17 protein-coding genes and 1 pseudogene are annotated in these 15,909 nt (G+C 64.5%); 13 read left to right on the forward strand and 5 right to left on the reverse strand.

Annotated features, from left to right (window positions below; all coding sequences use genetic code 11):
* Positions 1-311: pseudogene (locus UP10_RS10430) on the reverse strand (IS110 family transposase); the annotation flags it as partial.
* A 257-nt stretch (positions 312-568) separates the two neighbouring features.
* On the opposite strand from UP10_RS10430, the gene cnbZ reads away from it, so the two are divergent.
* The 8 genes from cnbZ (at position 569) to hemC (ending at position 8,089) form a co-directional block, all read left to right on the forward strand.
* Positions 569-1,318, forward strand: coding sequence for a 2-amino-5-chloromuconate deaminase CnbZ (gene cnbZ, locus UP10_RS10435; protein WP_044587269.1), 750 nt, complete (start codon positions 569-571; stop codon positions 1,316-1,318).
* Positions 1,319-1,420: 102 nt separating this feature from the next.
* Entirely contained in the window at positions 1,421-3,019 is a 1,599-nt protein-coding gene (locus UP10_RS10440; protein WP_044587270.1) for a flavin monoamine oxidase family protein, read from the forward strand.
* The gene (locus tag UP10_RS10445) at positions 3,019-3,423 is read left to right on the forward strand and encodes a c-type cytochrome (protein ID WP_044587458.1); all 405 of its coding nucleotides are present in this window, start codon (positions 3,019-3,021) and stop codon (positions 3,421-3,423) included. The genes UP10_RS10440 and UP10_RS10445 overlap by 1 nt, the downstream gene beginning before the upstream one ends.
* A 101-nt stretch (positions 3,424-3,524) precedes the next feature.
* The gene (locus tag UP10_RS10450) at positions 3,525-4,025 is read left to right on the forward strand and encodes a RidA family protein (protein ID WP_044587271.1); all 501 of its coding nucleotides are present in this window, start codon (positions 3,525-3,527) and stop codon (positions 4,023-4,025) included.
* Between the two features lie 117 nt (positions 4,026-4,142).
* Positions 4,143-5,564: a M20/M25/M40 family metallo-hydrolase gene (locus UP10_RS10455; RefSeq protein WP_044587272.1), complete on the forward strand. Its 1,422-nt coding sequence runs from the start codon at positions 4,143-4,145 to the stop codon at positions 5,562-5,564.
* Positions 5,565-5,567: 3 nt separating this feature from the next.
* Positions 5,568-6,386, forward strand: a complete 819-nt coding sequence (locus tag UP10_RS10460) for an aspartate dehydrogenase (RefSeq protein WP_044587273.1) — start codon at positions 5,568-5,570, stop codon at positions 6,384-6,386.
* Positions 6,387-6,391: 5 nt separating this feature from the next.
* The gene (gene pncA, locus UP10_RS10465; RefSeq protein WP_044587274.1) at positions 6,392-7,012 is read left to right on the forward strand and encodes a bifunctional nicotinamidase/pyrazinamidase; all 621 of its coding nucleotides are present in this window, start codon (positions 6,392-6,394) and stop codon (positions 7,010-7,012) included.
* A gap of 90 nt (positions 7,013-7,102) precedes the next feature.
* A complete protein-coding gene (hemC, locus tag UP10_RS10470; RefSeq protein WP_082077059.1) occupies positions 7,103-8,089 on the forward strand; it encodes a hydroxymethylbilane synthase in 987 nt (328 codons plus the stop codon).
* 7 nt (positions 8,090-8,096) lie between these two features.
* Here the strand turns inward: hemC and UP10_RS10475 are convergent, their stop codons facing one another.
* The 3 genes from UP10_RS10475 to UP10_RS10485 are packed head-to-tail and all read right to left on the reverse strand — an operon-like array spanning position 8,097 to position 10,642.
* Positions 8,097-8,786, reverse strand: coding sequence for a DUF1045 domain-containing protein (locus tag UP10_RS10475; RefSeq protein ID WP_044587276.1), 690 nt, complete (start codon positions 8,784-8,786; stop codon positions 8,097-8,099).
* 21 nt (positions 8,787-8,807) lie between these two features.
* Positions 8,808-9,980, reverse strand: coding sequence for an alpha-D-ribose 1-methylphosphonate 5-triphosphate diphosphatase (locus UP10_RS10480; protein WP_044587277.1), 1,173 nt, complete (start codon positions 9,978-9,980; stop codon positions 8,808-8,810).
* A complete protein-coding gene (locus tag UP10_RS10485; protein WP_044587278.1) occupies positions 9,977-10,642 on the reverse strand; it encodes an LbetaH domain-containing protein in 666 nt (221 codons plus the stop codon). Before UP10_RS10485 ends, UP10_RS10480 begins: the two co-directional genes overlap by 4 nt.
* Before the next feature lie 184 nt (positions 10,643-10,826).
* Here UP10_RS10485 and phnC point away from each other — a divergent pair, with 184 nt between their 5' ends.
* The 4 genes from phnC (at position 10,827) to phnE (UP10_RS10505) (ending at position 14,462) form a co-directional block, all read left to right on the forward strand.
* The gene (phnC, locus tag UP10_RS10490) at positions 10,827-11,642 is read left to right on the forward strand and encodes a phosphonate ABC transporter ATP-binding protein (RefSeq protein WP_044587279.1); all 816 of its coding nucleotides are present in this window, start codon (positions 10,827-10,829) and stop codon (positions 11,640-11,642) included.
* Positions 11,643-11,720: 78 nt separating this feature from the next.
* On the forward strand, positions 11,721-12,650 hold the full coding sequence (gene phnD, locus UP10_RS10495; protein WP_044587280.1) for a phosphonate ABC transporter substrate-binding protein: 930 nt from the start codon (positions 11,721-11,723) through the stop codon (positions 12,648-12,650).
* 82 nt (positions 12,651-12,732) lie between these two features.
* Positions 12,733-13,617 carry a phosphonate ABC transporter, permease protein PhnE gene (phnE, locus tag UP10_RS10500; RefSeq protein WP_044587281.1) on the forward strand — a complete coding sequence of 295 codons (885 nt, stop codon included), beginning with the start codon at positions 12,733-12,735 and terminating at the stop codon, positions 13,615-13,617.
* A complete protein-coding gene (gene phnE / locus UP10_RS10505; protein WP_044587282.1) occupies positions 13,614-14,462 on the forward strand; it encodes a phosphonate ABC transporter, permease protein PhnE in 849 nt (282 codons plus the stop codon). The genes phnE (UP10_RS10500) and phnE (UP10_RS10505) overlap by 4 nt, the downstream gene beginning before the upstream one ends.
* Before the next feature lie 153 nt (positions 14,463-14,615).
* On the opposite strand, the gene phnF is transcribed toward phnE (UP10_RS10505), so the two are convergent.
* Entirely contained in the window at positions 14,616-15,341 is a 726-nt protein-coding gene (gene phnF / locus UP10_RS10510) for a phosphonate metabolism transcriptional regulator PhnF (RefSeq protein ID WP_044587283.1), read from the reverse strand.
* A gap of 105 nt (positions 15,342-15,446) precedes the next feature.
* Between phnF and phnG the strand changes: the two genes are divergently transcribed.
* Positions 15,447-15,908 (forward strand): phosphonate C-P lyase system protein PhnG, encoded by a 462-nt coding sequence (gene phnG / locus UP10_RS10515; RefSeq protein ID WP_044587284.1) that lies wholly within the window; start codon positions 15,447-15,449, stop codon positions 15,906-15,908.
* The last annotated feature ends 1 nt before the right edge of the window (position 15,909 follow it).

Below are 15,909 nucleotides of genomic sequence, written 5' to 3' on the forward strand. Positions count from 1 at the left end.
GGCCGGCCCATCGCTTCACACAGCCCTTCCGCATCCCGCCCGTCGTTCTTGTTCCGCATCACGTAGGGCTTCACCAGCTGTGGGGCCATCAGCTTCACCTCATGGCCGAGCTTGCGGAGCTCCCGCGCCCAATATTGCGAAGCCCCGCAAGCCTCCATCCCGATCACGGTCGCCGGCAGTTTGCCGAAGAACTCCAACACCCGGTTGCGCGAAAGCTTCTTGCGCAGCACCGGCCGCTCCGACGCATCAACCCCATGCAGCACAAAAATATGCTTCGACGTATCCATTCCAATTCGGATAATCTCTCCCACGGACGGCTCCTTTGTCTGAGATTTGCAACAACCTCATTCTGGCACACTGATGCCGTAGGGGGCCGTCCACACCATCAACCACCGATGTCAATTGTTGCGTACTGTTGGAACGACGAGTCCTGACCACAACACCTGCTGCGGAGTATGGGTCCCGGCCTTCGCCGGGACGACGGATGGTGGCTGCGCCCTGTTTGACATCTTCGCGACGACCGCCTCCACTATCGCGACGCCATTCCCCGCTCACATCAAGAGGCGACATGACCAGCACCGTCGAAGCAGCCGACAGCGGCTATCGTTTCATGCCCGGCGTCAGCCAGTATTCCTGCGGCGTCAGTGCGCTTCCCGGTTTTGCTATCGAGCGCGTCAGGTTCTTTGAACCGGTGCCGCTGAAGGCGGGCTTCGCCAAAATTGCCGAGATACTCACGGCCGCGGGGCGTCCGCTCACGGCTTTCGGCGCCTGCGAATTGCGCTCGCCGGCGCCGTTTACCGAGGAAGGTTTCAAGGCGTTCAACGACATCTACATCAAGACATTGATCGAATGGGGCGTGATGCGGGACGGCATCAATCCGGTGGCGCGCAGCAATGTCTGTCCGAAGATCGATCCGCCCAAGGAGCCGTGCTTTCACGCCTTCTCGTACACGGTGCCGGCGAAGGACGCGCCCACAAGCTTCGTCGTGGCCGGCAGCGGAGAATCGGTTGAGGGCAAGGCCAATTACCGCGACCACATCGTAGCATTCGGCGACACTAGCCCGGCCGGCATGCTGGCCAAGGCGAAATCGGTGCTGGACGAGATGGAACGCCGGATGAGCGCATTCGGCGGGACGTGGAAGGACACCACCGCAGTGCAACTCTACACCGTGTACGACGCCTATCCGGTGCTCGAAAGCGAACTCGGTCGCCGCGGCGTGTTCCGCAACGGCCTGACCTGGCATTTCGACCGGCCGCCGGTGGTCGGGCTCGACTACGAGATGGATTGCCGGCGCGTGCATCGCGAGCGTGTGGTCTGATGCATCAAAAACGCGTGTGGGTGCACGCGGAAGCGTGCGGCCTTTCTTGACAGCGGTCGCGTCAACCGTTTCCCTCTCCAAGCGATCAATGAGGCTGGGTGGATGCCGGTGCAGAACGGACCTGTGATCAAGCGGCGAGACCTGCTCGCGCTGATCGGTACCATCGCCGGAAGTTCGGCGATGTATCATGCGATGACGAGCCTCGGCTTCGCATCCGAATCCGCCTACAAGGGGCCGCTCAAGCTCGCGGGCGATCCGAAAGGCGCCTCCGTGCTGATCCTCGGCGCGGGGCTTGCGGGCATGACGGCGGCGCTGGAACTGCGCAAGGCCGGCTACAAGGTCCAGATCCTCGAATTCAACAGCCGCCCCGGGGGCCGCAACTGGACGATCCGCGGCGGCGACAGTTTTACCGAGCTCGGCGGCTTCAAGCAAAATTGCGAGTTCGAGCAGGGGCTCTACCTCAATCCGGGCCCGTGGCGGATTCCCTACCACCATCGCGCGCTGCTCGATTATTGCCGGCGGCTCAATGTAACGCTGGAACCCTTCATCCAGCTCAACCACAATGCCTATCTGCACGCGGGCCGCGCGTTCGACGGCAAACCGCAGCGCATCCGCAGCATCAAGGCGGATTTCCAGGGCCAGGTGTCGGAGCTGCTCGCCAAGGTCACCCAGCAAGGCAAGCTCGACGAAACGGTGACCAAGGAAGATCAGGAAATCCTGTTGCAGTCGCTGCGGGCCTGGGGCGCGCTCGATCGCGACTACAAATACAATGCCAATCTCGGCTCCGCCGAGTTCCGCGGCTATAGCCGCGATCCCGGCGGCGGGCTGACCGCCGATCCGCTACCGAGCGATCCGATCCCGCTGTCGGCGATCCTGCGGTCGCAGGTGTGGCGCTATCTGCAGGCTTTTTCCCGCTACAATGTCCAGACCACCATGTTCCAGCCGGTTGGCGGCATGGACATGATCGGCAAGGCCTTTGCACGCGAGGTCGGCGATCTCATCCGCTATAACGCCAAGGTGACACAGATCCAGCAGAATGGGTCCGGCGTCACCGTGAGCTATGTCGACACGACCAATCCATCCGCTGTGCAGCAGGCCACCGCCGACTGGTGTGTCTGCACCATCCCGCTGCCGATCCTGAGCCAGTTGCCGCTGGACGTCAGCGCGCCGATGCGGAATGCGATCGAGTCCTTGCCCTATGCCGCCTCGGTGAAGATCGGGCTGCAATTCAAGCGCCGCTTCTGGGAGGAGGACGAGGCGATCTATGGCGGGATCAGCTTCACCGACCTGCCGATCCGGCAGATTGCCTATCCGAACTACGGCTTCAACCGCGCTGGCCGCGGTATTCTGCTCGGCGCCTACCTGTTCGAGGGCGCCAATGCCTACGAATTCACGGCGATGACGCCGGCCGAGCGCGTCGCCAGTGCCGTCGAGTTCGGTGCCAAGATCCATCCGCAATACAAAGCGGAGTTCGAGACCGGCGTTGCGGTGGCCTGGCATCGCGTGCCGTTTACGCTCGGCTGCGCCGGCGAATGGACCGAGGCCGGGCGCACGCAGCATTACCGCAATCTCTGCCAAATCGATGGCCGCATCGTGCTGGCGGGCGAGCATGCCTCCGATTTGCCGGCGTGGCAGGAGGGCGCGATCCTGTCCTCGCTCGACGCCATCACGCGGCTGCACGAACGCGTGGTGAAGACATGATGATGCGAGCCAGCATATCGGCGGTTGCCGCACTGACGCTGCTGTCAGCGACCGCAGCGACCGGACAGGACAATGCGAGCCGACGCACCTTCAGTTCCGGCTACCGCTTCGTGGAAATGACCGGTGAGGAACTGTTCGCCAATGTCTGCCAGGGCTGCCACATGCCTGACGCGACTGGGGCGACCGGGGCGGGGACGTATCCATCGCTGGCCGGCAACAAGACCCTCGAGGCCGGCAGCTACCCGATCTTCCTCATCGTCAACGGCCGCCGCGGCATGCCGGCGTTCGGCGACATGATGAACGATGGCCAGGTCGCCGCCGTTGTGAATTATGTGCGGACGCATTTTGGCAACGATTTTCAGGACGCGGTGACGGCCAAGGATGTCCAGGACGCCCGCCACTAGATGTGGCATTTTCGGTCATTCCGGGTTCGCGCTACGCGCGCCCCGGAATGACGAGCGAACGAAGGGTGTCACACTCGCTGTGATCAAGTAATGGGGGAATCATGAAGCTCGCAAACATCGTACTGGGGGCCGTGCTGTCGGCCGCGACGACGGCCGCCGCTGCGGACGTGATCCGCCATCCGATCCCGAACTCGACATTTCCGATCGCGCAGGCCGTGACCGTCACCGGCAACGCCACCACCGTTTATGTTAGCGGCCAGGTGCCGCCTGTTATCAACAAGGATGCCGATCCGGCGAGCCCGCAGGCCTATGGCGACACCAAGACCCAGACCGTCGGCGCGCTGTCCCGCATCAAGGGCATCCTGGAAGGTCAGGGGCTCGGCATGGGCGACGTCGTCAAGATGCAGGTGTTCCTGGTTCACAACGCGTCGGCGCCGATGGATTTCAAGGCCTTCATGGAGGGCTACACCCAGTTCTTCGGCGGCAGCCAGCCGAACCTGCCGGCGCGCTCGGTGGTCGGGGTCGCCGCGCTCGCCAATCCCGGATTCCTGGTCGAGATCGAGGTGGTCGCGGCAAAGGATGCGAATAAGGATGCCAAATAGCGGGTGTGAAACAGCGGAGCTTGTGCGCGCAAATTGAAGGTCTCGCCGTCTTGCCAAAGCAGGTGCCGCCTGTTCTGAATTCGATCGGACGAAGTCATGGAATTTCGGGAGAGCAGGATGTCGCACAAAGCCCGAAGGACGTATCGATCGCTGCTGCTGTCGGCGGTGTTTGGTCCGGTGCTGCTGGCCACGGGCGCTGCGGCGGAGGGGCTGACCGAGCAGCAGCAGTTCGCGCGTAGCATCTATCAGGAGCTCGTCGAGATCAACACGACCACCGCGACCGGCGATACGCAGAAGGCGGCGGAGGCGATGGGAGCCCGATTGCGCGCGGCCGGCTTCTCCGACGAAGACGTCCACGTGTTCTCGCCGGCGCCGCACAAGGGCGATCTGGTGGCACGGCTGCACGGCTCCGGCGCGCGCAAGCCGATCCTGCTGGTCGCCCATATCGACGTCGTGCCGGCTCTCCGCGAGGACTGGTCGTTCGATCCGTTCAAGCTCACCGAGCAGGACGGCTATTTCTACGGCCGCGGCTCCAGCGACGACAAATTCATGGCCGCCTCCTTCGTCACCAACCTGATCCGCTACAAGAAGGAGGGCTACAAGCCCGATCGCGACATCATCGTGGCGCTGGAGACCGACGAGGAGACCGGTGATTCCAATGCCGTCGGCATCCAGTGGCTGATCAAGAACCACCGTGATCTGATCGACGCCGAGTTCGCCTTGAACGAAGGCGGCGGTGTCGGCCTGAAGAACGGCAAGGCGATCCGCAACAGCGTGCAAACCAGCGAGAAGGTCTCGACCGGCTACAAGCTCACGGTGAAGGACCGCGGCGGCCACTCGTCGCTGCCGCGCAAGGACAATGCGATCTACCGCCTCGCCGAAGGTCTGGTGCGCCTCTCCAACTACGACTTCCCGCTCAATCTCAACGAGACGACGCGGATCTATTTCGCCAAGACCGCCGAGATCGAAAGCAAGCAGAACGCCGACGATATCCGCGCCATCCTGGCGCCGCAGCCGGATCCGGCGGCGCTGGCGCGGTTATCCGCGAATCCCGGCTACAACGCCCAGCTCCGCACCACCTGCGTCGCGACCATGCTGCAAGGCGGCCACGCGCTCAACGCGCTGCCGCAGGTTGCGACCGCGGGGGTGAATTGCCGGGTCCTGCCCGGCGAGTCGATCGAGGGTGTTCAGGCCCAGATCGAGCGCGTGCTCGCCGACAAGCAGATCGAGGTGAGCGGGGGCTCGGCCAAGCCAAGCCCGCCGTCGCCGCTGAACGAGGAGATCATGGGATCGATCGAAAAGCTGTCGAAGGAATTCTGGCCCGATGCCGCGGTCGTCCCGGTCATGAGCACCGGCGCGACCGACGGCCTGTTTCTGCGCAATGCCGGGATTCCGACCTATGGCCATTCCGGGCTCGGCTCCGACGTCGATGACAACAGGAACCATGGCAAGGACGAGCGCGTGCTGGTGAAGTCGTTCTACGAAGGGCAGGAGTACCTCTATCGCCTGGTCAAGGTACTCGCCGGAGGCAAGTCGTAGGCGATGGCCGACATCAGACCCAGCACCCGTGTGGCGGTGGCCGGCCTCGGCGCGATCGGCACCGACGTGGTCAAGGCACTCGATCAGGGTATCGAGGGCCTGACGCTGGTCGCGGTGTCGGCGAACAACCCGGAGAAGCATCGCGGCTGGGTTGCCGAGCTCAAGTCTGCACCGAAGCTGGTGCCGATCGAGGCGCTGGCCGAGGTCGCCGACATCGTTGTCGAATGCGCGCCGAGCAAGGTGGTTCGCGCGATCGTGGCGCCGGTGGTCGAGCGCGGCAAAGCCGCCGTGGTGCTCAGCGTCGGCGCGCTGTTGCAGAATATGGACCTCATCGATCTCGCCAAGGCGCATGGCGGCCAGATCATCGTGCCGACCGGCGCGCTGATCGGGCTCGATGCGGTCACCGCGGCCGCTGAAGGGACGATCCATTCGGCGAGGCTGGTGACGCGCAAACCGGTCGTGGGGCTGCTCGGCGCTCCGCATCTGGTCGAGAACAACATCCAGATCGAAGGGATCACCGAGCCGCTGCGGATCTTCGAAGGCAGCGCGCGCGACGCCGCAAAGGGCTTTCCGGCCAATCTCAATGTCGCGGTGGCGCTGTCGCTCGCCGGCATCGGACCTGACCGCACCCGGGTCGAGATCTGGGCCGACCCAACGGTGACGCGCAACACCCACCGCATCGAGGTCGATTCCGATTCGGCGCGCTTCACGATGACGATCGAGAACATCCCCTCGGAGAACCCGAAGACCGGCCGCATCACCGCGCTGTCGGTGATCGCCTGCCTGCGCAAACTGCGCGCCAGCTTGCGGATCGGAACGTAAGCGCGATGAAGGTGCAGCCTGACGACCTCTTGCTGATCATCGATGTGCAGAACGACTTCTGTCCAGGCGGTGCGCTGGCGGTCGCCGACGGCGATACAGTGGTGCCGGTCGTCAACCGGCTGGCGGAGCGGTTCGACCATGTCGCGCTGACCCAGGACTGGCATCCCGCGGGCCACAGCTCGTTTGCGACCTCGCATCCGCCAGCCGCGCCGTTTTCCTCCATCACGATGCCCTACGGCCCGCAGACGCTGTGGCCCGACCATTGCGTCCAGGGCACGTCAGGCGCCGCGTTTCACCCGCAGCTCGCAGCCGACAAGGCCGAGCTCGTGATTCGCAAGGGATTCCGCGCGGCGATCGATTCCTATTCGGCGTTCTTCGAGAATGACCTGAAAACGCCGACTGGTCTGGCGGGCTATCTTCGGGAGCGCGGCCTGAAGCGCATCGTCATGGCAGGGCTCGCGACCGATTACTGCGTGCAGTATTCGGCGCTCGATGCGCGGCGGCTCGGCTTCGAGACCGCCGTCGTGATGGCCGGTTGCCGCGCCATCGATCTCGCCGGCTCGCTTGCAACAGCCACCGCGGCCATGACGGAGGCCGGCGTCGTGCTGCTCGACGACATCGCTTGAGCAGGGCTTGGTTAGGGGCAAAAACCGTTGTTATGACTGGCCTTTTGCTTTAATCCCCAGCCGTTGACGGTCATTCGCAGCGGAGACTTCGTGTCGGGACAGGCTTTACGGATTGGCACGCGGAAAAGCGTGATGGCGCTGGCGCAGACCGACGAGGTCGCGCGGCTGCTGCGCGCCTCGGCGCCGGACCTTGCCGTCGACGTCGTCAAGTTCGAAACCCGCGGCGACCAGGACCAGACCAGCAAGCTGCTGCGTCACGGTGGTAAGGGCGGCGCCTTCGTCGCCGAGATCCGCGATGCGATGCGATCAGGCACGCTGCAGGCGGCGATGCATTCGCTGAAGGACGTGCCGGGCAACGAGGAAACGCCGGGTCTCGTCATCGCGGCGATGCTCGCGCGCGACGCCGCCAACGATTCGCTGGTGCTGCGGCCCGGCCTGTCGCTCGAAACCTTCCGCGCCTCCCGCGGCAAAGGTCTAAAAATCGGCACCAACGCGGTGCGCCGCGCCGCCTATCTGCGCCGGCTGTTTCCCGAAGCGACAGTGATCCATTATCGCGGCGCCGCCGACACGCGGATCGCAAAGCTCGATCGCGGCGACAAGCAGCGGCTGCCTGGCGGCGGTGAGGTCGGGCCGGCGGATGCGCTGGTGATGGCGCGCTCCGGCCTCGAGCGCATCGGCATGACCGCGCGCATCGCGCATGATTTCACTGTCGACGAGATGTTGCCGGCCGTTGGCCAAGGCATCGTCGCGGTCGAATGCGTCGACACTGACTGGGCGACGCGCATGCGGCTGGCTGGAATCGACGACGCGCAGGCGCGGCTCAGCGCTGAAGCCGAACGCGAGGTGCTGTGGGTGCTCAACGGCCATTGCAATTCGCCGATCGCGGGCCACGCCACGCTTGTCGGCCATGAGATGACGCTGCGCGCGTCCGTGCTCGACGAAACCGGAGACCGCTTCATCGAGGTCGTCAGGTGCGGCGCCGCGGATCGCCCGCGCGAACTTGGTCGCGCAGTGGGACTCGAACTGCTCGACAAGGGTGCCGCCGAGATCATCGCCCGCAGCCGGCCGGACGAGTAGCGCGCTGTTACGAACGCAGCGGCCAGCTGCCGATGATCCGGAAGCGCGAGGCGCCGTCGTCCTGCCTGAACAGCGCGATGCGGTCGATCGCGAGCGTCGTGAGGCCCGTCGCAGCAAACCGCTCCCGCAGCGCCGCCACGATCGGACCGCGCCGCTCGTCGCTCAGCCGTCCGGTCAGTGTCATGTGGAAGCGGAACTCCTCCATCACGTAGGGATAGCCCCAGCGATCGAGATAGTCGCACTGCCGCGCGGTCAGCTTCGCGGGATTGCGCCGCGCGCGGTCTTCCGGAGAGAGCGGAGCGCGGAAGGCGTCGAAATCTCTGACGCAGTCGGCGGCAAGCTGCTGAAGCTCGGCCGAAGGCTTCGCCGGTATAACGGCGATGAAGCCGCTGATGGCGTCGACCACCGGCTCGATCACCGGAATGCGCCTGATACGGCCGGCGAAGGCGGCGCAGGCGTCGACGAGGTTGGCTTCGCGCTTGCCGTCGGCCAGCGACATCGGCGCCTTCAGCGTGGCGTGGAAGCCGTATTTGCGTGGGTCCTGTGTCACCTCGCGCCAGTCGGGCGCGACCCCATCGGGGAACGGCAGGTCGTCACCCGATGCGGCATCGTAGCCGAGCAGCGTCGAACCGAAACGGTGCAGGACGCTGTCAGACGACGATGCGTAGTAGATCGCGTAGCGCGGATGATTTGCCATGACCGCCAGAATAGAGCCGCGTTACGCCGTCGCAACCGTCTTGCGCGACGCGAGCGAATGAACCAGGCGGCCGGCATCCGTCAGATGCACCAGCCGTCCGGCGGCGATGACGGCGACGGCGCGTGGCCGCAGCGGCACCTTGTCGTCGACGATGATGATATCGGCGCGGCGGCCGGCGGCCAGCACGCCGCGATCGGCGAGGCCGGCGGCACGCGCCGGCGCCGACGAGATCAGGTCCCAGGCCCTGGCGAGCGGCAGCGTGCCGTCGGCGGCGAGGCGGAATGCTGCCAGCAATTGCGCCGGATAATAATAGTCAGACGCCAGCACCGAGCAGAGGCCCTTCGCGATCATGTCGGATGCTTTGGTCCAGCCGGTGTGGCTGCCGCCGCGCACCACATTGGGGGCGCCGAACACGATGAAGTCGCCGGCATCAGCGGCGTCGCGGGCTGTCTCCTCATTGACGGGGAATTCGGCGATCGTGACACCCAGTGTGCGGAAGTCCTGACGCATGGCGGGGCTGTTGTCATCATGCGAGAGCATGCGGACACCGGCCGCGCGCGCGGCAGCGGCCAGGCGCGCGATCGAGGCAGGCACATCGGGGCGGCGGGCGGCGACCTGGTCGAGCAGCTCATTGACGGCTTCGATCGAGAGCCCGGCGCGTTCGGCGAGGCGGCTGCGCTTGTCCGGCTTCACATTGCTGTGGTCGTTGAACGCGAACAGGTCGATGCGGCCCTCGGTGAGCCATTCGGTGATCTCGGCCTCGGCTTCGAGATTATGGGTCTCGTGGCGCAGATGGAAGCGCGTGTCAGCGGCAAGCTGAGGCCGCAACGCCTCGATCGTATCCAGCAATGTCCGCGCATTGTCAGCGCTACGCAGGCCGGGCTCCCACGACCAGGTCGTGCCATGGAAGACGGTGGTGATGCCGTTGGCGATCGCCTGCCGGTCGCTGTCAACAAGCGCGACGTCGGTCGGGAAGTCGACGCCGGGGCGCGGCATCATCTGGCGTTCGAAGGCGTCGCCGTGCAGGTCGACGATCCCAGGCAGCACCAGGAACCCCTTGGCATCGATATGGAGCGCGGCGCGGCCCTGTTCGGCGTTGAGTGCGTCGATGTCGCGGCCGGCGATCCGCAGCGAGGTCTCGGTGAACGCGCCGTCAACCAGCGCGCGTCCGCCTTCGATGAAAATGTCAGTCACGATCCGGCACTCCGAGTCTTGTCTTGTGATTGGGCCACAGCTTCGGCCTCGTTTTTGTCGAGGAAGTCTTCCACCGAAAGGTTGCGAAAATCGGGCAGGGCACGGCGAAGCGTCTCATGATCCCAGTCCCACCACGCCAGCGCAGTGAGACGGTCGGCAACCGCTTCCGAAAAGCGCCGCTTGATCGGTCGTGCCGGATTTCCGCCGACGATGGTGTAGGGTGGCACGTCCTTGGTCACAACAGCGCCGGCAGCAATGACCGCGCCGGTGCCGACGTTACGTCCGGCCAGCACCACCGCGCCGTGACCGACCCAGACGTCATGGCCGATATGCACGTGGTGCGCACGTCGCCAGTTAAAGAAGTCGGTGTCGTCGCTCTCGCCGGGAAAATAGGCGCTGGCGCGGTAGGTAAAATGCGCCTGCGTGGCGCGGTGCATCGGATGATTGCCGGGATTGATCCGGGTCATCGCCGCGATCGAGCAAAATCTTCCGATCGTGGTGTAGGTGATCTGGCTGTCGTTCACGACATAGGAATAGTCGTCCATGCTGACTTCGAGCAGGATGGTGCGTGCGCCGACCTCGGTATAGGTACCGAGCTTGCTCTCGCGCACCGATGCCGTCGGATCGATGGTCGGGACGACCGAGAGTGTTTTTCCGGCCATCAGGGCCTCCACAAATCATGGCTTCCGGGAGATGCGCTCGTCATCACGGTGCATGATGACAGCAGCATGACGTCACGATGACAACCATAGTGGTGTGGACGATCGCCGCACCGCAGCAGTACGTCACATAACTGTTAAACACCGGGGATAGCGATGGCCTGACAGGACGCGTTTGGAGCATTGCATGCTGGTGGTTGAAGGTTTGACGTGCCGCTTCGGCACAAAAGCCGCGGTCGACAACGCATCATTCTCGATTGCGCCGGGTGCTTTCGTCGGCGTGATCGGCCGCTCCGGCGCCGGCAAGTCGACCTTGCTCCGCATGATCAACCGCCTCGCCGATCCCACCTCCGGCCGTATCCTGTTCGAAGACGTCGACGTGACCTCGCTGCATGGCAAGGCGCTGCGGCAATGGCGGGCGCGCTCGGCGATGATCTTCCAGCAGTTCAATCTGGTCGGCCGGCTCGACGTCCTGACCAACGTGCTGATGGGGCGCCTTGCCAATATCCCGTCCTGGCGATCGCTGGCGCAGATGTGGCCGGAGCAGGACCGGGCGCTTGCGATGTCCGCGCTCGAGCAGTTCGATATCGCCCAGCTTGCGGCGCAGCGCGCCGACCAGCTCTCCGGCGGCCAGCAGCAGCGCGTCGCGATCGCCCGCGCGCTGGTGCAGGAGCCGGACATCATCCTCGCCGACGAGCCGATCGCTTCGCTTGATCCGCGCAACACCAAGATCGTGATGGACGCGCTGCTGCGTATCAACAAGCACTTCGGCATCACGGTGCTCTGCAACCTGCATTCGCTCGATCTGGCGCGTACCTATTGTGATCGCTTGATCGGCATGGCCGCGGGCCGCGTGGTGTTCGACGGGGCGCCCGCGATGCTGACCGATCAAATCGCGCGTGAGCTGTACGACCTTGAGGCCAATGACGTCATGGGGACGGCGCCGCTGCCCGCACCCGATGGCGCAACCGCTCCGGCGCTCGGCACCGCAGCCGCGGCCTGAGCGTCGCGCACTTCCGATTCCAGACGGCCGGGCATTTTGCCCGACCCAACAGGCGTAACCACCACAAGAGGGTTTATTATGATCACTCGTCGCATCGTTCTGGCCGGCGCAGCCGCGCTGGCGTTCGCCGGCTCGGCTTCGGCCTCCGACTGGAAGACCAAATATCCGGAAATCACCTTCGCCGTGATCCCCGCCGAGAACGGCTCGGGCGTGACCGAGCGCTACGGCGCATTCGTGGACTATCTGTCCAAGGAACTCGGCATCAAGGTGAACCTGCGCGTCGCCAACGACTATGCGGCCGTGATCGAAGGCCAGCGCGCCGGCAACATCCAGATCGGCTATTACGGCCCGGCGTCGTTCGCGCGCGCCCGTCTCACCGGCGTCAAGACGGATGCCTTCGTGATCGACGTCAACGCCGACGGCTCGAAGGGCTATTATTCGGTGTTCTACGTGCTCGCCAAGAGCCCGTACCAGAAGATCGAGGACCTCAAGGGCAAGAATCTCGGCCTTGTCGACCCGAACTCGACCTCCGGCAACAACATGCCGCGCTTCAAGCTGAACCAGATGGGTATCGATCCGGACGCCTATTTCTCCAAGGCGATCTTCACCGGCAGCCATGAGAACGCCGTGCTGGCGCTGGCGCAGGGCACCGTCGACGTCGCCGCCAACTGGTGGAACGCCGATGACGACTCCAACCTCACCCGCATGCTTAACAAGAACATGGTGAAGTCGAGCGACGGCACGCCGCTCAAGAAGGAAGACTTCCGCATCATCGTGAAGTCCGACCTCATCATCAACTCGCCCTACGCCTATCTCGAGAGCCTTCCGGACGACATGAAGGCCGCGATCAAGCAGGCGTTCCTCGATGCCGCCAAGAAGGATCCGGAAGCGTACAAGAAGCTCTCCGACGGTAAGAACCTGCCGTGGCAGCCGATCACCAACGCCGATTACGACAAGACCATCGAGCTGATCAAGTTCGTGGACAATCTGCGCAAGAAGGCGTCCTGATCGATCGCCGCAAACGAATTGGGCCGGGTTGGATAACCCGGCCCTTTTCCGTTCAACCCTTAAGGCAGATCGGCCCGCGTCGATGGCGACCGCCATATCTATTCTTCCGGCCCAGCAACTTGCGGTGCTGAATGACGCCTATCGCAAGGCGGTGGCGCGCAAGCGGCTGAAGATGACGATCGCCGCTGCGGTGTTTTGTGCAGCGCTGCTGATTGCCGCTATTGGCGCCGAGGTGAACCTGCGCACGCTGTTCACCTATTTCGGCAATTTCATCAGCTATTTCGACCGCATCCTCACGCTCGATTCCGGCGCGCGGGTCTGGACCGATCCGGCCGAGTGGTTCTGGGGCTGGAAGAAGTGGCTGCGGATGCTCGGCGAGACGTTGCTGATCAGCTATGTCGGAACGCTGATCGGTGCGGTGTTCGCCTTTGCGCTGAACTTCTTCGCCGCGCAGAACACCTCGCCTTCGCGGTGGTTGCGCTTCGCGGTGCGTCGTCTGCTGGAATTCGCCCGCACCGTGCCCGGCATCGTATTCGCGTTGATCTTCGTCATCGCCTTCGGTCTCGGACCGATGGCCGGCGTACTCGCGATCGCGATCCATTCGACCGGCGCGCTTGGAAAACTGTTCGCCGAGATCGTCGAGAACGCGGACATGAAGCCGGTCGAGGGCATCCGTTCCACCGGCGCGAGCTGGCTGTCCTGCATGCGCTTTGCCGTGCTGCCGCAGGTCGTGACCGGCTATGCCAGCTATGCGCTGCTGCGATTTGAGGTCAACGTCCGCGAAGCGTCTGTGATGGGCTTTGTCGGCGCCGGCGGCATCGGTCAGGAGTTCGTGGTCGCGATCCGCAAGTTCTACTATTCCGATGTCAGCGCCATTCTCGTCACCATCATCGTCACGGTCTTCATCATCGATATCTCGACGGGTTGGCTGCGCAGCCGGCTGTTCGGCAAGGAGGCGCGCCGATGAGCCAATTACCGAAGCCGGACACTGAGCAACTACGCGCGAAATATCCCGATGTCTTCGCCCGGCCAGCCTCGGCGCGGCTGGCGATGCCGGCAATGATCGCAGCCGCGCTCGCGATCTTTGTGTTCGGGCTGGTCGATCTCGACTTTTCGGCATCGAAGCTGATTTCGGGGGTGAGCCAACTCGGTTGGATCACCATGATGATGATCCCGCCGAATCCGGGCTCATCGTTTCCGCTCTATATGCAGGCACTCGGCGAGACGCTGTCGATTGCGCTGCTCGGCACCACGCTCGCCGCGATCCTGGCGCTGCCGGTGAGCCTGCTGGCGGCGCGTAACATCATTCCTTCGAACCTGATCCGCTTTCCGGTGCGCCGCTTCCTGGATTCGATCCGCGGCGTCGATACGCTGATCTGGGCACTGGTCTGGATCAACGTCGTCGGCCTCGGCCCGTTCGCCGGGGTGCTGGCGATCATGGTGTCGGACTTCGGTGCGTTCGGAAAGCTGTTCTCGGAGGCGATCGAGGGCGCCGACCGCAAGCAGGTCGAGGGCATCCGCGCCTCCGGCGGCAGCGTGCTGCATGAAATCCGTTTCGGCCTGCTGCCGCAGGTGTTGCCTGTTATTGCGGGGCAGGTGCTCTATTTCATCGAGTCGAATACGCGTTCGGCCACCATCATCGGCATCGTCGGCGCCGGCGGCATCGGCCTGCAACTGGCCGAGCAGATCCGCGTGCTGGAGTGGCAGAAGGTGTCGTTCCTAATCCTGATGATCCTGATCGCGGTCGCCGCGATCGATTTCATCTCGAGCAAGCTGCGCTTTGCGATCATCGGACAACGGGCGGTGGCCTAGAGAGTCACCTCGCCCCGCACTTGCGGGGAGAGGTCGGATTGCGAAGCAATCCGGGTGAGGGGGCTATCCCCGTATTCAAATCCATCGAGTTTGCGGAGGCAGCCCCTCACCCCAACCCTCTCCCCGCAAGAGCGGGGCGAGGGAGAAATCACCTCAACTGTTCTCCACCAGAAACTCGACGCGCTCCGCGGCAAAGCGCGAGCGCTTGGTGACCAGCGGCTTGTCCGCGGGATCCACGTCGGTGGAAACCACCACCAGCACCGGGCGGCCCAGCGCGAGATCGAGCCGCGCGGCGTCGGTGGCGTCGGCAATCGCCGCGGTGATCCGGGTCGAGGAGCGCCGGTAATCCCTGACGCCGTAATGCGCCAGCAGCTTGGTCATCGAGCGGACATTGGCGAACACGCTGCCGGCATCGGGAAACCGTTCGGCTGACAGCCAGGTGGTGGAGACGCAGATCGGCGTGCGGTCGGCGAGCCGCACTGACTCGATCCGGATCAGTGGAGCGCCGATCTTGAGCCCGAGTTCGCGCGCGATCTCGCGGGTGGCGACGTCGTCGCCGGCATCGATCAACTGGCCGCGCGGCTCGTGGCCGCCGGCGCCGACGATCTCGGAAAACCGCGTGCGTGAGCGCAGCGGATAGGCGAGGCGCTGGGCCTCGACATAAGTGCCGCTGCCGCGCTCGGCGCGCACCAGGCCGCGTTCGGCGAGCGCTGCGAGCGCGCGCCGTACCGTGTGGCGGTTGACGCGATAGGTCTCGGCGATCTCCACCTCGCCGGGCAGCTTTTCGCCCGCGGCAAAGCGACCGTCGGCGATGCCGCGCTCGATGCCATCGGCGACTTGCCGCCACAAGGCGACGCCGGAACTCTCCTGCATGCTCATGCCGCGGTGATACCTAGAAATCGTCGATTTGTCACGAAACAGTCATGGCGTTCCGCTATCAAGTTGTCTAGTATCATAGACAACTTGATTCAGGCAAGGTTGCTCATGGATTCGATGGTGCGGAACAGCAAAGAGGCGCAGCGCAAGGCCGCGATGGCGGTGCTGGCGCATTCCGGCGCTACCGAGATCGCGGGACGGCTCGCTGATATCACGGTGCCGGCGCATGAGAACCTGCGCGAGCCGGAGAACGGGCTCGTGATGGTGCGCGGCCGGATCGGCGGCGACGGTGCGCCGTTCAATCTCGGCGAAGCGACGGTGTCGCGTGCGGCGGTGCGGCTTGCGACCGGCGAGGTCGGCTTCGGTTACACGCTCGGCCGCGACAGCGAGAAGGCGCAGATGATCGCGCTGTGCGACGCCATGGTGCAGTCGGCGGACTTGTCCGGCGAGGTGGAGGCGAAGGTGATCGCGCCGTTGCGCGCTGTCATGATCACCGAACGGAGCCGCAAGGCCGCGGAGACGGCGGCGACGCGGGTCGATTTCTACACCATGGTGCGCGGTGAGGGGTGAT

The sequence above is a fragment of the Bradyrhizobium sp. LTSPM299 genome (assembly GCF_000938235.1).
In the GTDB taxonomy this organism is placed as follows: domain Bacteria; phylum Pseudomonadota; class Alphaproteobacteria; order Rhizobiales; family Xanthobacteraceae; genus Bradyrhizobium.

Excerpts from the sequence above, each read along its gene's own strand:
- cnbZ (WP_044587269.1), top strand. The coding sequence starts at position 569 with ATGACCAGCACCGTCGAAGCAGCCGACAGCGGCTATCGTTTCATGCCC.
- UP10_RS10440 (WP_044587270.1), top strand. The coding sequence starts at position 1,421 with ATGCCGGTGCAGAACGGACCTGTGATCAAGCGGCGAGACCTGCTCGCG.
- UP10_RS10445 (WP_044587458.1), top strand. The coding sequence starts at position 3,019 with ATGATGCGAGCCAGCATATCGGCGGTTGCCGCACTGACGCTGCTGTCA.
- UP10_RS10450 (WP_044587271.1), top strand. The coding sequence starts at position 3,525 with ATGAAGCTCGCAAACATCGTACTGGGGGCCGTGCTGTCGGCCGCGACG.
- UP10_RS10455 (WP_044587272.1), top strand. The coding sequence starts at position 4,143 with ATGTCGCACAAAGCCCGAAGGACGTATCGATCGCTGCTGCTGTCGGCG.
- UP10_RS10460 (WP_044587273.1), top strand. The coding sequence starts at position 5,568 with ATGGCCGACATCAGACCCAGCACCCGTGTGGCGGTGGCCGGCCTCGGC.
- pncA (WP_044587274.1), top strand. The coding sequence starts at position 6,392 with ATGAAGGTGCAGCCTGACGACCTCTTGCTGATCATCGATGTGCAGAAC.
- UP10_RS10475 (WP_044587276.1), bottom strand. The coding sequence starts at position 8,786 with ATGGCAAATCATCCGCGCTACGCGATCTACTACGCATCGTCGTCTGAC.
- UP10_RS10485 (WP_044587278.1), bottom strand. The coding sequence starts at position 10,642 with ATGGCCGGAAAAACACTCTCGGTCGTCCCGACCATCGATCCGACGGCA.
- phnC (WP_044587279.1), top strand. The coding sequence starts at position 10,827 with ATGCTGGTGGTTGAAGGTTTGACGTGCCGCTTCGGCACAAAAGCCGCG.
- phnD (WP_044587280.1), top strand. The coding sequence starts at position 11,721 with ATGATCACTCGTCGCATCGTTCTGGCCGGCGCAGCCGCGCTGGCGTTC.
- phnE (WP_044587281.1), top strand. The coding sequence starts at position 12,733 with ATGGCGACCGCCATATCTATTCTTCCGGCCCAGCAACTTGCGGTGCTG.
- phnE (WP_044587282.1), top strand. The coding sequence starts at position 13,614 with ATGAGCCAATTACCGAAGCCGGACACTGAGCAACTACGCGCGAAATAT.
- phnF (WP_044587283.1), bottom strand. The coding sequence starts at position 15,341 with ATGAGCATGCAGGAGAGTTCCGGCGTCGCCTTGTGGCGGCAAGTCGCC.
- phnG (WP_044587284.1), top strand. The coding sequence starts at position 15,447 with ATGGATTCGATGGTGCGGAACAGCAAAGAGGCGCAGCGCAAGGCCGCG.